Origin of the sequence: Streptomyces sp. TLI_171, assembly GCF_003610255.1 — a bacterium.
Lineage (GTDB): Bacteria > Actinomycetota > Actinomycetes > Streptomycetales > Streptomycetaceae > Kitasatospora.
This window is the reverse complement of the sequence record NZ_RAPS01000001.1, coordinates 7,452,459-7,465,217: the sequence shown is the minus strand read 5'-3', so window position 1 is coordinate 7,465,217 and position 12,759 is coordinate 7,452,459. Positions and strand designations below refer to the sequence as shown.

The 12,759-nt window shown below is 70.0% G+C and carries 11 protein-coding genes and 2 pseudogenes; 3 read left to right on the top strand and 10 right to left on the bottom strand.

Going from position 1 to position 12,759, the window contains the following annotated elements:
* Nucleotides 1-53: 53 nt before the first annotated feature.
* Together BX266_RS33275 and BX266_RS33270 are read right to left on the bottom strand one after the other, a co-directional pair.
* A complete protein-coding gene (locus tag BX266_RS33275; RefSeq protein WP_099906028.1) occupies nucleotides 54-785 on the bottom strand; it encodes a carbon-nitrogen hydrolase family protein in 732 nt (243 codons plus the stop codon).
* 299 nt (nucleotides 786-1,084) lie between these two features.
* Complete coding sequence (locus tag BX266_RS33270; protein ID WP_099906026.1) at nucleotides 1,085-1,963, bottom strand: hypothetical protein; 879 nt, start codon at nucleotides 1,961-1,963, stop codon at nucleotides 1,085-1,087.
* A 618-nt stretch (nucleotides 1,964-2,581) separates the two neighbouring features.
* Between BX266_RS33270 and BX266_RS33265 the strand changes: the two genes are divergently transcribed.
* The gene (locus tag BX266_RS33265) at nucleotides 2,582-2,797 is read left to right on the top strand and encodes a heavy-metal-associated domain-containing protein (protein ID WP_099906024.1); all 216 of its coding nucleotides are present in this window, start codon (nucleotides 2,582-2,584) and stop codon (nucleotides 2,795-2,797) included.
* A gap of 217 nt (nucleotides 2,798-3,014) precedes the next feature.
* Here the strand turns inward: BX266_RS33265 and BX266_RS40360 are convergent, their stop codons facing one another.
* Nucleotides 3,015-3,407, bottom strand: a complete 393-nt coding sequence (locus BX266_RS40360; RefSeq protein ID WP_259464976.1) for a DoxX family protein — start codon at nucleotides 3,405-3,407, stop codon at nucleotides 3,015-3,017.
* Nucleotides 3,408-4,061: 654 nt separating this feature from the next.
* Here BX266_RS40360 and BX266_RS33245 point away from each other — a divergent pair.
* On the top strand, nucleotides 4,062-5,069 hold the full coding sequence (locus tag BX266_RS33245; protein WP_143687052.1) for a GNAT family N-acetyltransferase: 1,008 nt from the start codon (nucleotides 4,062-4,064) through the stop codon (nucleotides 5,067-5,069).
* 78 nt (nucleotides 5,070-5,147) lie between these two features.
* On the opposite strand, the gene BX266_RS33240 is transcribed toward BX266_RS33245, so the two are convergent.
* A complete protein-coding gene (locus BX266_RS33240; protein ID WP_259464975.1) occupies nucleotides 5,148-5,918 on the bottom strand; it encodes a spermidine synthase in 771 nt (256 codons plus the stop codon).
* 262 nt (nucleotides 5,919-6,180) lie between these two features.
* Between BX266_RS33240 and BX266_RS33235 the strand changes: the two genes are divergently transcribed.
* The gene (locus tag BX266_RS33235) at nucleotides 6,181-7,134 is read left to right on the top strand and encodes an alpha/beta hydrolase (protein WP_259464974.1); all 954 of its coding nucleotides are present in this window, start codon (nucleotides 6,181-6,183) and stop codon (nucleotides 7,132-7,134) included.
* A 109-nt stretch (nucleotides 7,135-7,243) separates the two neighbouring features.
* Here BX266_RS33235 and BX266_RS33230 read toward each other — a convergent pair whose 3' ends face one another.
* From BX266_RS33230 to BX266_RS33210, 6 genes and pseudogenes are all read right to left on the bottom strand, one after another.
* Entirely contained in the window at nucleotides 7,244-8,335 is a 1,092-nt protein-coding gene (locus BX266_RS33230) for an AI-2E family transporter (protein ID WP_259464973.1), read from the bottom strand.
* 549 nt (nucleotides 8,336-8,884) lie between these two features.
* Nucleotides 8,885-9,574: a glycerophosphodiester phosphodiesterase gene (locus BX266_RS33225; protein ID WP_259464972.1), complete on the bottom strand. Its 690-nt coding sequence runs from the start codon at nucleotides 9,572-9,574 to the stop codon at nucleotides 8,885-8,887.
* A 216-nt stretch (nucleotides 9,575-9,790) separates the two neighbouring features.
* Nucleotides 9,791-10,296, bottom strand: a pseudogene (locus BX266_RS33220) (AAA family ATPase).
* Nucleotides 10,297-10,368: 72 nt separating this feature from the next.
* Nucleotides 10,369-10,563 (bottom strand): annotated as a pseudogene (locus tag BX266_RS40355) (IS5/IS1182 family transposase); the annotation flags it as partial.
* A gap of 84 nt (nucleotides 10,564-10,647) precedes the next feature.
* Nucleotides 10,648-11,061 carry a molybdopterin-binding protein gene (locus BX266_RS33215; RefSeq protein ID WP_099906012.1) on the bottom strand — a complete coding sequence of 138 codons (414 nt, stop codon included), beginning with the start codon at nucleotides 11,059-11,061 and terminating at the stop codon, nucleotides 10,648-10,650.
* A 282-nt stretch (nucleotides 11,062-11,343) separates the two neighbouring features.
* Nucleotides 11,344-12,714 (bottom strand): ROK family transcriptional regulator, encoded by a 1,371-nt coding sequence (locus BX266_RS33210; RefSeq protein ID WP_099906010.1) that lies wholly within the window; start codon nucleotides 12,712-12,714, stop codon nucleotides 11,344-11,346.
* Between the last annotated feature and the right edge of the window lie 45 nt (nucleotides 12,715-12,759).

Here is a 12,759-nt window from a genome sequence, read left to right as displayed (position 1 = left end):
CCCCTCGGCCTTCCGACTCTGTCATCAGCCCGCTCGCTCTCCCGTGGCCCCGCTCATCCGCGTATCGGTACCTCCAGGTCGGCCAGCAGAAGCCGCGGCCCGCTCTCGTCGGCCTCCGCCAGCACGGACCCGTCCGGTGCCCAGGCCGCACTGCCTCCGCATCCCGTCCAGGGGCCGGCGCGGCCGACATGGTTGGCGAGAACCGTGAACATCCCGGTGGCCTTGGCGATCCCCGGGTACAGGGTCCGCCGTTCCTCCCGTCCGCTCCCGGTTCCGTAGAGCGAACTCGCGAGGTGCACCTGGCAGCCCTGCGAAGCATTGCGGGCCGACACTTCGGCGAAGTGGTTGTCGTAGCAGGTGCCCAACGAGTAGCCGACCCCGTCCAACCAGAATCGCCCCCCACCGCTACCCGGCTCGAACAGCTCCTGCTCGTTCTCGTACAGGTGCTCCTTCGCATAGGTCGTCAGCACGGACCCGTCCGGCCCGTACACGATCGTGTCGATCTGGGGCTGCCCGCCCGGGCCCCGCCGGGCGCCATTGACCACCACTGCGATGCCCGCGCGGCGCAACGGTTCCAGGCGGACGTCGTCCGGTTCGGTCCACAACTGCCGGTCACCCGCGATCAACTCCGGCTCGTACCCCGTCAGCGCCAGCTCCGGACAGACCAGCATCGCCGCACCAGCCGCGCGCGCCTCACCCGCCAGCTCGGCGATGCACTGCACATTGGCGGACACATCTCCTACGGCACACTCGAACTGAGCCGCCGCCACTCGTACCTGCCCCATCCGCTTCCCCTCTCTCCTGCACGCATGACCTGGTCAGCCCGGGCCCGCACCATTCCGCGTCACCCTGCGCAACCTCCCACATCCTCGACTCACGCCCCGACCCACGCCGATCGCGCCCGGCTGTCACGACCGATCCTCACCCCACCGTGCCCAGTCGCCAGCACAGCCCCTGATGTCCCGCCCTACGCCATCCACCACTCGCTCTCGCATCCCGGAGCCTGGTCTGCGCCACCTGCCCCGACGCTCCTGAGCTTGAATGCGGGTTGTCGGCCAGTCGTCCATGATCAGACCGGTCGCAGTCATCCCGCCGAGGGCTGACCCGGTGCGGTCCGTAGACGGATGACCTGGGCGCGGTTGCGGGCCCGGACAGCCTGGCGTTCCCTGGCCTCAGCGAGTACCGCGGCCCTGGCTTCCTCTCCGGCATCGAACGCGGCAGGAGAGAAGCGGTCGCTGGCTCTGACGTGCCGTTCCCACTCGTCCTGCCAGAACTCCACCGTCCAGCCCGGCCACAACTCTGCTACCTGGTGAGCCTGTGGCGAGGAGTAGAGGGACCACCAGCTCAGACGGCGGCGTTCCGGGTCGAGGTGGATGCCGGCGTTGACGTGCAGGCGGCACACTCCGTGCTTGGGAGCGTCTGCCAGGCGGTGGAGCAGGGCGGCGCCCTCGCGGACAGGGTGGTCGAAGGCGTCAGAGGCGACGTGGCAGCGGCCGGTGCTGACCGTGATCACCACACCGCCCGGGTCGGGCCCGGCCAAGTCCTCGTCGTCGGGGGCGAGGAACGGGGCCAAAGACAGGTCCGAATCGCGGCAGCGGACGTACTCCGGGTCCAGCCCGACATACCCACGCAGTTCGGCCGGGCCGTCATACAGCCAGCGGACCTCCCAGCCCGGCCACGCAGCTCGGATCAGCCCGAACATCGCCGCGCGGTGACGGAGCTCAGTGCTGGGCCCTTCCCAGGCGAATAACAGGAGAACCTTCCGGCCGAGGTCGAGCAGTATCCCGCCCTGGGCCATGATGTCGTCCAACCACCAGCCGTCTTGGCGGAGTTCGGGAAGCATCGCAAGCACCGGCGTCGGCCCTTCCAGCAGGTCGAGATCGATTCCGACCGCCCAACCGGTCCGGTACAGCTCATGTATGCCGTTTTCACGGACCACGATGACATTGGCTCTGTCTCCCATTGGGTCAGGATGACCGGGCGCGAGGCTGTCGGCCATCCGTTTTCGACGGCTTCGAGGCTCCGGTGCCCAGGCGTGAAGGCGTGCCGACAGGGCAGATGGCCGGGCTCGTGGTTATGCCTCTTGGAGTGCAGGGACCACCGCATACCGGTGGAGCACGGGGGACGGTCGATTCGGGGCATGAGGTCTTCCGGCGGGAATGCAGCCCACATCCACCGACCCGGTTCGACCTGAATACGTTCACACACCTCCTCGCCGAAGCCCGAACCTGCCAGAGGCTGGCGAAAACCTCCACCACCATGGCTGCTCCAATCCGCCATCAGCACTCATCCACCACCGCCGAGGAATTCAGTGAGCCCGACCATAGTCAGATCGCCCGAGAATCAACAATAAATTCTCCATAAGGGCTGACAGATTAATATGAATATCTCCTCTTCGGCCTTCAGTTACGGTGCCGCTGCCGCGCGCCCGTGATCCGACGCCGTCCGGAGCGCCACTCGATGGGGGCAAAGGTCGGCGTGTCCCGAAGCCCAGCCCCGACCCGGTGCGTTGAGCTTTACGGCGACCCTCGGCCGCCCGAGCGGCCAACCCCTGGCCCGACCCGCCCACGGAGGTACCTCAATGTCCACCACCGCTGTCTTCACCGTCGAGGGAATGAGCTGCGGCCACTGCGAACGGACCGTCACGGCCGGCTTGACCGCACTGCCCGGCGTCACCGACGTCAGCGCCGACGCCCGCTCGGGCCAGGTCACCGTCGAGTCCGCAGAGCCGTTGAATGACGAGGAGATCCGCTCCGCCGTCACCGGCGCCGGTTTCGCATTGGTGGGCCGAGTCTGACCGTCCGTCGCACTGAAACCCAGCCCTGCCGCGACGGGCAGCAGTCGCACCTGGTTCACCAGGCCGCCAATAACGCCGGACGGCGGTCCGCATGGCAGACCGCCGTCCGATCAGGGCTTCACCGCCCAGCGCACAGCTCAGAACTGATACGGGCCGAACCGTCCCCACGCCACCGCCGCGGCAAGAATCAGCAGCACCACGCTGGGAGCCGCGGTCTTCAGCGCCCCGTCCTGACGTGTACGACAACCGCACCGAGCATCGTCACCGCCAGCCTCACCGCAGCCCAACCCACCAGGCCGGGCGCGGTGTTCACAGCGACCCGCAGCACCAACCCGAGCGCGCCGAGCGCCTTCAGCGCCTTCGGGGACACCTCTGCCGCCCACCCCGTGCCGGCTGCAACCAGCCTCTCGCGAGGCTGGACGCCGTTCGACAGGCCAGAGGCGAGGAAGGCGACACAGAACAGGACCAGGGCGGCTTCCCTGAGCGCCGACGAGCCCCGCTGGCTGTCAGGACGAGGAACAGCAGACCTGCCTGTCCATGGGCAAGCATGCCCGTACGCCTCCCCGCCGCGCTGGACGCCCAGTTGCAGCCCGCCGCGGGCATGTCGCACTTCGGGTACCAGGTGCTGGCCGGCCTCTCGATGACTCCTGGACGAACACTGCGGATCAGTGACCTCGCCGAATTCGCCGCCTGTTCGCTCTCCCGGCTCTCCCACACCGCCAAGCGCCTGGAAGCTGGGAGAAAGTGGTGGCCACGGCACCGGGGCACGTCGCCGAGGTGCGGCGGCTGCTGGTGGACCAGCTCACCAAGGAGCAGCACAAGCAGCTCCGCGAGATCAGCCAGCGAGTGAACGACGCAATCGGGGTCTGCCCCCCTGCCCAGGACCGAGCACCTGACGGCTTCGCTCCCCCTCGTCTCCTTGAGAGCAAAAACGATTCCCCGCCACATCCGGGTGATGCGTGGTGCCGAAGGCTTCTCAAATATCGACCTCAATAAATGATTTGCAAGCTATCCACCGCCGGTTCTAACCTCTGGAATCACTGACGATGGATCAGTTCCAGATCCGGCGCCACGCGCTTGCTCTACGCTCTCGACTGCCCTGCATTGACGTAATCGGAAGGAGGCCCGTGATGGTCCCGATAATCGACATCCGCTCCACGGCGCCCCCGATCTCCGCCGATTCCGGGCGGTCCGTTCCCGCGTAGTCGCGCCGGACCGTCACGATCGGGTTCCGCGCCTCCAACTCACCGTTCCCGGAGGCACTGTGATCTTCCGTCCGATCGTTCTGCAAGAACTCGACGCTGTCCTGGCCCACGTCCGGCCGGATTCCTCGACCGCAGTCTCTGCGGATCTGGTTCGCTCCCGCCTGGCCACCGGCGAGTACCGACCTGGCTGGATCTGGGTAGCGGAGCCGGGCCCGGGCCGGGCACCAATGGCGCTCGCCATCTGGTGGGGTCGGCCCTGGGACACGTTCCCGAGCAGTCTCGATGCCCTCTTCGCGGCACCCTCACCCGTTGCGTCGCTCTCCGATTCCCGTCGCCGTACGCCGTGGGCGGCGTCGCACTCCGCCGATCCTCGCACCGCGATCGCCGCCGCCCTGCTCACCGCCGCGCACCAGGTCTTCGCCGCGGGTGGCCTGGCAGTCGCGCCGCCGTTCCACCTGTTCCTCCCACCCGACTGGCGCGATCGGTCGGACGTGGCAGCCGCCGTGGCCTGGCGCCGGAGCGCGGCAGCGGTGGCCGGCCTTCGGCTCACCACCGAGCGGCTCCGCTTCGAGTGGGCGACGGACCGGCGTGTCCCTGCCCTGTCGGAGCGGCTGCGCTTCACACCGGAGCCTGCTGACGAGATGTTCGTCGACCTCGTCCGCCGCGTCCTACCGGGCAGTCTGGAGTCCGGGTGCGCCCGTGAGTCCCTGCTCGTGGGCGCGGACGCGCAGGCTCGGAGCGAGGTCGCTTTCTACCGGCAGGAGATGCTCGGCAAGCGTGCCTGGTGGCGAATAGCTCGAACGACCACCGGCCAGGTCGTCGGTTTCGGTATTCCGTCCCGCAACTCCGCTGTGCCGACGGTCGGTCACCTCGGCGTACTGCCCGAGTTCCGCGGACGCGGCTTCGCCGCCGAGATCCTCGCCGAGGTGACCAGGATCCTGGCCGTCGAGACGGACTCGCCGGTCATCCGCGGCGACACCGACGCCTCCAACCACCCCATGGTCGGCGCCTTCGAGTTGGTCGGTTATCGCGACCACGCGCGCCGTCTGGTGCTCTCCGCCGACTGAGCGGGCCCCTCACCCGGAAAGGACTCCACCATCAAGTACGACTTCGAGTACCCCGGTCGACCGCGCACCCGGTCCCGTTCAACTCAGCGAGAACGCACCGGCCGGTGGCGGCGGCGAGTCCTCGGCCGTCGCATCGGTGACCGGTTCTACCGCCTGCTGCGGAGATTCCGTCAGCCTGGCAGGGAACGGGTCCGCGGCGAGCAGCCGGGTCAACTCCTCGGCGGGGAGCGGCCGGTCCGAGCCGATCAGCAGCACGTTCCCGTACCGGCGGCCACGCAGCACGGCAGGCTCGGCCACCAAGCAGACGTGCGGGAACACTGCGGCGAGTGTCGCGGTCTGGGCCTTGGCGAAGGTGAGCGGCGGCCCGTCCGCAAGGTTCGCCGCGTAGTACCCGCCGGGCCGCAGCGCGGCGGCAGCCAGCCGCACGAACTCGACGCTGGTGAGGTGCGCCGGCGTCCGCGAGCCCCGGAAGACGTCGGCCACCACGACATCGACGCTCGCCTCTGCGACGGATTCCAGCACAGCCCTGGCGTCGCCTACGGTCAGCTCGATCCCGGACGGCCACGGCAGGTTCTCGGCGACGAACTCGGCCAGCGGACCGTCGACTTCGACCACCTGCTGCCGCGAGCCCGGCCGTGTCCGGGCCAGATAGCGCGGCAGAGTCAGCGCACCGCCGCCCAGGTGCAGGACCTCCAGCGGCTCCCCCGGGTCCGCGACCACGTCCAGCAGATGAGCGATCCGCTGCACGTACTCGAACTCGAGATGCGTGGGGTCCTGGAGATCGACGTAGGACTGGGGCGTGCCGTCCAGGGTGAGCAGCCAGCCGCCCTCGTGGTCGATGTCGGGCATCAGCTTCGCCGTGCCCAGCGCGACCTCCCGCTGCACCGGGCGGGGATCCTCCGCACCTGCTGCCGTTCCGGTCATCGCCCCGGCCTCCGGAAAGCGACGGGACGAGGAACGAACGACGAAGGGACGACCATGCGGGCAGCTTAGGCCCCACCAGGGCGGTCCTCCCAAACGAAGGGGGCTACTGACCGGTATGGTCACTGGCATGGTCCCGCCCGGGGTGGTCCCTGGCGGCGCAGCGGAGCAGGAAATGGGTGTGGCTGGCGTGGAGTTCCGTGAAGACATCCTGGGTGCCCCGTACGAGGCGACGGAGCTCCCGCTGATCCCGGACGAGGAGGGCGAGGTCACCGCGACTCTGGTTCGTCGGTTGGTCACGGGGTCTCGCCAGGCGGTGCTGTACTTGCACGGCTACAACGACTACTTCTTCCAGACCCACCTCGCGGACCACTACACCGCCGCCGGTTTCTCGTTCTACGCGCTCGACCTCCGCAAGTACGGCCGATCGCTCCGGCCGCATCACTCGCCCAACTTCGTGGCCGATCTCGCGTCCTACGACGAGGAGTTGGACGAGGCCGTCCGGATCATCCGGGAGGTCGACGGCCACACCCGACTGCTGGTGAACGGACACTCCACCGGTGGCCTGGTGGCGGCGCTGTGGGCGGCCCGGCGTGGCGAGCGGGCGGTGGTCGACGGCCTGTTCCTGAACAGCCCGTTCCTGTCGATGCCGGCCGGTCCGGCGGTTCGGACACTGGGTGCCCCGGCGCTCGACGCGCTCGGGCGGGCAGCACCCACCCGCAAGTTGCCGGCCCCGTTGAATCCGCACTACGTCCACAGTCTCCACCGGAGCCACCGTGGCAGCTGGGAGTTCGACCTCGCCCTGAAGCCGGCCGAGGGCTTTCCGCTCTTCGCGGGTTGGCTGGCGGCGATCCAGCGGGGGCACCGCACGGTCCGCCGCGGACTGGCCGTCGACTGCCCGATCCTGTTCATGGCGTCGACCGCCTCCACCGTCACCAACCGCTGGGACGAAGCACTGACGCGCACCGACGCGGTGCTCCGTGCCGATGACATCACGGCGCTCGCACCGCGCCTCGGGCGGCACGTCACCACCGTCCGCATCGAAGGCGGCCTCCACGACCTGGTGCTGTCAGCAGAGTCGGCCCGCACTCAGGTGTTCACCGAACTGGACCGCTGGCTCACCGCCTACTTCGCCGCCCCCTGACCCCTGCCTCCTGACTCCTGACTCCTGACAAGACCATCGGCCTGACCGGCCCACAGGATCCTCGACTACCTCTTGGCTCCGCTCGGCCGCCCGGGCGCCGCCAGCACAGTCACGCTCCCGCACGGTTGCGCTTGCGGCGGTTCCCGGGTGCACCGGGCTCCCCGACCCTGCCTTGCAGAACCGACACCACGCCGAGACCTGCGGCACTGACCGGTACGGCCAGCAAGGCGCCAATGATTCCGGCGATTCCGGCGCCGGCCACCACGGCGATCATGATCGTGGCGGGATGGAGCTCGACGGTCCGGCTCTGAATGACGGGCTGCAGGATGTTGCCTTCGATCGCCTGAACCGCCAGCACCACGCCCAGGGCCCAGAGCGCGGTGCCGAGACCCCCGTTCGCCAGCGCCACGAGTACGGCGACCGTTCCCGAGAGAAAGGCACCGACGAAGGGAATGTAGGCACCCATGAAGACAAGTGCGCCGAGACCGGCCGCACCCGGCACACCGAGGACCAGCAGTCCGATGGAGATGAACGTGGCATCGATCAGCGCGATCAGGGTGGTTCCGCGCATGAAGCCGGCCATAGCTGTGAAGGCCTGCTGACCGCACGCGATCACCGTGTCGGAATGCCGACCCGGGATCATCTCGTGAATGGCGTCGCCGAACCGGTAGCCGTCGCGCAGGAAGAAGAAGACCAGGGCGAGGGCAAGCACGCCACCGGTCAGCAGCTGCGTGGCCAAGCCGAGCCCGGACAGTACGCCGTTGGCCAGCGAGTCCACCAATGTGCTCCCGGAACCCGAGCTCTGCTGCAGCGCGTACTGGATCTTGTCGCCGAGCGGGCCGAGCCACGAGGCGATCCGGTCCCCGGCCTCCTGCAGACCCGAAGCGATCTGCGGGGCGCTGCTCACCAGCGAGTTGACCAGCAGTGCGATGCCCCCGGTGACCGCCAACACCAGGATCGTGCAGGTCAGACCGGCCGCCGCACCGCGGCTGACGCCCCGGCCCACCAGCCACGGCATGACCGGGTACAGCAAGGCGGTGGCCAGGAGCGCGATCACCATCGGGATCGTCGCCGCCCTGAGTTCCACCACCACGAATACCGCGAACGCCGCAACAGTGATGAACAGGATCACCGCAGCCGACCAGGCGGCGGCCGAACGGATCGACGGCGGCAGCATCTGCGCAAGCCGGCGCTCGTCCACCGCGACACTTCCTGCGGCCACTACCGACCCCGCACTCGACACGCCCTCAGCACCTATGAAGGAGCTTTCCGTTGACGCCGACCCCCCTACGCCCCCACCGCCAGGCCTAGCACCGGCGGCGGCCGAAGCCGACTGCCCCTCACCCGACCCCGCGCCACTCGATCCCGATCCCGATCCCATTCCCGGACCCGAGTCCGAGTCCGGGTTCGGGCTCGGGTCCCGGCCCGAGTCACCAGAAGCGGATTCGCCGGCGCGGCGATACGGGTCCTGCGGTTCAGGAGAGCCTCCTGCCGTCACCGCCACCTCCGCGCCGCCGCACCGTCATGATCGTCTTATTTCAGCACATAACGGTCATGTGGCCGGAGACGTCGGACGGCGTGGCGTGCCGCCTCCGATGCCCACTCCACGCTCACACCGCCCGCCGCTCGGCAGCCGCACTCGACGAACGGAGACGCCATGACTCGATCCACCGTCAGTTTCCTGCTGCAGCAAACAGCGCACCGCTCCGCGGGCGGGCCAGCGGGCCACCACCCCGGCGCCTGCCGTCAGTCAGCCGATCGCCTGGTCGATCGTCCGCCGCAGCAGACCGATCCGGTTGGAGGTCAGCGAGTCGACGCCGAGTGCGAGCATCTTGCGCATGGTCCGACGGAGGTCGACGGTCCAGGTGGCCAGACCCATGCCAGCATCGTGCACGGTCGCCACCAGCCGTTCGTCCACCAGCCCGAACGGCGGGTTGAGGTAGGAGGGCCGCAATTCCTCCAGCAGCCGCAGCTTCGGCAACTGCAGCCTGTTCCAGGTCAGCGAGATCTGCGTCTCGGGCGCGAGCTCTCGCACCGCGAGCATGGCTGCTACCGGCCCGCAGAACGCGACACGATCTGCCATCCCAAGGTCGTTGGCGGTTCGCCAGGCCGCCGCGGCCGGGCCCGCCTCGTCCAAGTCGATCAGCAGCTGTCCGGCCTCGGTACCTTGCAGCGTCTTGAGCGTCTCGGCCAGCGTGGGGATCCGCAGGCCAGCGGTGGCGACATCCTCGAGTTGATCGAGCGTCACCCGGTCGATCGGACGCGGGTCGTTCCAGAGGCGTTCCAGCGTGCGGTCGTGGAGCAGTACGGGCACGCCGTCCCGGGTGAGTTGGACGTCGACCTCCACGGCGTCGGCCCCGGCCGCAAGGGCCGCACTGACCGCCGGCAGGGTGTTCTCGCGGTGCAGGTACGGGTCACCCCGGTGGGCGACGGCGCGCACGCGGCTCTTCAACGGAATCGTCCTCTCGCACGGTCGGTCAACTCACTGCCCGGGCCGTCCCGCTACCAGTCGGCCGCAGAACTTCGCATCCTAGGCGGCGTGGAATCCGGGCCACGTCCGGGCCGCCGAATCCCGCCCGCTAGGGTCTGTCCGGCGCATCATCTCGGGCTGGTCCGGGCACGGCCGGTACGGCTGAGTTGTCGTGGACCGCAGCAGTCACGCGAACGACGGCCACCGGTCGGCGGCCCACTCCAGCCAGTCGACCCACCCGGGCGGCGGGCCGGCGCCCCTGCGGCCCTCCAGCTCCGCCGCGTCGGGCTCCTCAAAGTGCGCGCGCCCGTGCAGGATGTCGGCCTCGGACATCGGCAACGTCTCCTCGGGGGCGGTCGCCCAGCGGTGGGCGATACGGGTGCGCTGGGTCTCCTCGTCCACCGGCAGGTAGACCATGCGGAAGCACGCCCCCTCGGCCTGCACCAGCCAGCGGATCGCGGACCGTTCGTCCCGTGACCAGCAGCCGTAGTCCACAACCACTTGGTGCCGAGTCTGGCCGCCTCCAGGGCGAGCCAGAGCATGCGCCCCTCCAGCACATCGCGCTTCCCGTCCGCCGCCGCCTCGCCGAACAGGGGAATCATCCAGTCGTCGGGCGTCAGACGCAGCGCGCCCTGCTCTGCGGCGAGCTGCCGAGCCCGTGTGGTCTTTCCGGCCCCTGGCAGGCCGACCATCAGGAACACCGTGGTCACCACCGGATCGTGGCAGGGAAGCGAATCAGTAAGCCACCGTTTTATCCGCCCCGATCACGGGCTGACCCACAGGCAACGGGAGGCCACGGTGACAGTGCCGTGGACGACGTGGGCGCACTCGTCCTGGCGCGTAGCCACGGCGCGGAAGCGCTTGAGTCGGCTGAGGGTGCGCTCGACCTCCTTGCGGCGCTTGTATCGCTCCTCCCCGCGAAACCGGACACCATTCCTGCCCCGCCGGCCCGACCTCGCCCCCAGCCACCGGCCCAGTCACGGCATGGTCGACCGGCGGCCGCCCACCCACCGCTGGTCGTCCGGTGGCCGCCGGACGATCCGTCAGCGCCGCTCGATCACGACATTGGTCGACTTGATCACCGCGGTGGCGGGTGCGCCCGGGACCAGGCCGAGTTCCTCCGCCGAGTCCCGGCTGATCAGCGAGACCACCCGGAACGGACCGGCCTGGATCTCCACCTGCGCGGCCACGTCACCCAGCACCACAGCGGTCACGATGCCGGGGAACCGGTTCCTGGCGGACGATCGCCCCTCCACCTCACCGTTCTCCGGCCGGGCCAACTCACGTGCGAACGAGGCGAGTTCTGCGCCGGCGATGATCCGGTGGCCGTGCTCGTCGCGCATCGCCTCCAGTCGCCCGGCGTCCACCCACCGCCGCATGGTGTCGGCGCTCACGCCCAGCATCGAAGCCGCCTCGCCAATGCGGTACGGGTGGACAGGCCGGTCGGACGTGGCCATCGGTGCAGCTCCCGGGCAGCTCGAGAAAGGACGGGCAGACCCCGCCATCCTGCCGTACCGATCACTCACCCGACGCACACCCCACCGACGCCGCCCGGACTGGCACACCCCCGCACTCCGCACCCCGCACCCCGGCCAGGTGCGGGCCACACAGGACACCACCACGCACCGCACCACCACACGCAGTCGCAGCACACACCGCCGCTGCCGAGAGACCGCAACGCTACTCAGCTCACCGCACCCCAGCCCATCTCAGCTCAACGGCGCCCCCACCCGGCCGCCTCACTCGCCGCCGAACACCTCGCGTCGCGCCGCATCGCCCGCGGTCAGCACCGCCCCGGCCAGAACGGCACTGCCGCCCGCCGTGCCCGCGCGCACCTCCGTGGCGAGCGGCGACAGGCCGGCGAGGTGGCGCTCCACCCTCGCAGCGAGGTCGGGGCCACCGGCCTGGCCGGTCTCACCGCCCAGCACCACGCACCCGGGATCCAGCACGACGCAGATCGCGGAAACGCCGACGGCGATGCGGGCGGCGAGCTCCTCCAGGAAGGCCTCCGCCCCGGTCTCCACCGCCAGTCGCACCACGGCGGCGGCTGCGGGCGCCAGCCCACCGGGGGCGGCCGTCAGGCCGTGTCGCGCCGCGAGCGCGCAGACGGCCACGCTCGACACCAGGGAGTGGAAGCCGCCGTCGCACTGGGTGGCACCGGGCAGGCCGACGGTGCCGGGCACGGGCAGGAAGCCGATCTCGCCGGTACCGCCCGAGGCACCGCGGCGCAGCCGGCCGTCCAGCACCACGGAGGCACCGGTGCCGTGCCCGAGCCAGATCAGGGCGAAGTCCTGTCGGCCGCGCGCCGCGCCGATCCGATGCTCGGCGATGCCCGCGAGGTTGACTTCGTTCTCCAGGATCACCTCGGTCCCGGGGCGGGAGCGAAGGGCGGCGAGCAGCTTGGAATGCCACTCGGGGAGCTTTCCGGAGTTGTTGAGCGCCCCGGTCGCAGGGTCGACCAGCCCGGGCACGCCGACCGCGACGGTGTGCAGTTCGCGGGCCCCGACCTCCGCAGCGGTGGCGAGCAGCGCCTCGACGGTCCGTTCGACGAGCCGGTCACCGTCCGACACACCGTCAGCAGCGCCCTCGCCCTCCGCCACGCCCGAACCCGCACTCGAGCCCGCACTCGAGCCCGCACTCGAACCCGCTCCCGCACCGCCCGCACCATCCACCCCGCCCGCACCACCCGCACCGGTCGAACCGTCCGCACCACCCACGCCGCCCACACCGCCCACACCGCCCACACCGGCGGCATCGGGGTCGGTGGCGGCGATGGTGGCCGTGCCGAGAGTTCGGCCGGTCAGGTCGGCGACCACCAGGCTGACGCCGGTGGAGCGGACGTCGATGCCGGCGAGGTGGGCCCGGTCGGCGACCAGTCCGTACAGGCGCGCGTTCGGGCCGCGGCGCAGCGCGGCGCTCTCTCCGGCGTGAGCGACCAGGCCGCCGCGCTGGAGTCGTTCGAGCAGGTCGGCGACGGTGGGTCGGGAGAGCCCGGTCAGCGCGCGCAGGTCGGATGCGGTGAGCGGGCCCCGTTCGAGCAGCAGGTCGAGGGCAAGCCGGTCGTTGATGGCCCGGGCGGTGCTCGGCGTCGCGGTACGAGCGGTCGTCATGAGCCTGCATCCTTCCAGAGGTTTCTATCAGGCAGGGTCCCTGAT

Excerpts from the sequence above, each read along its gene's own strand:
- BX266_RS33265 (WP_099906024.1), top strand. The coding sequence starts at position 2,582 with ATGTCCACCACCGCTGTCTTCACCGTCGAGGGAATGAGCTGCGGCCAC.
- BX266_RS33215 (WP_099906012.1), bottom strand. The coding sequence starts at position 11,061 with ATGGCCACGTCCGACCGGCCTGTCCACCCGTACCGCATTGGCGAGGCG.
- BX266_RS33210 (WP_099906010.1), bottom strand. The coding sequence starts at position 12,714 with ATGACGACCGCTCGTACCGCGACGCCGAGCACCGCCCGGGCCATCAAC.
- BX266_RS33275 (WP_099906028.1), bottom strand. The coding sequence starts at position 785 with ATGGGGCAGGTACGAGTGGCGGCGGCTCAGTTCGAGTGTGCCGTAGGA.
- BX266_RS33270 (WP_099906026.1), bottom strand. The coding sequence starts at position 1,963 with ATGGGAGACAGAGCCAATGTCATCGTGGTCCGTGAAAACGGCATACAT.
- BX266_RS33240 (WP_259464975.1), bottom strand. The coding sequence starts at position 5,918 with ATGCCCGACATCGACCACGAGGGCGGCTGGCTGCTCACCCTGGACGGC.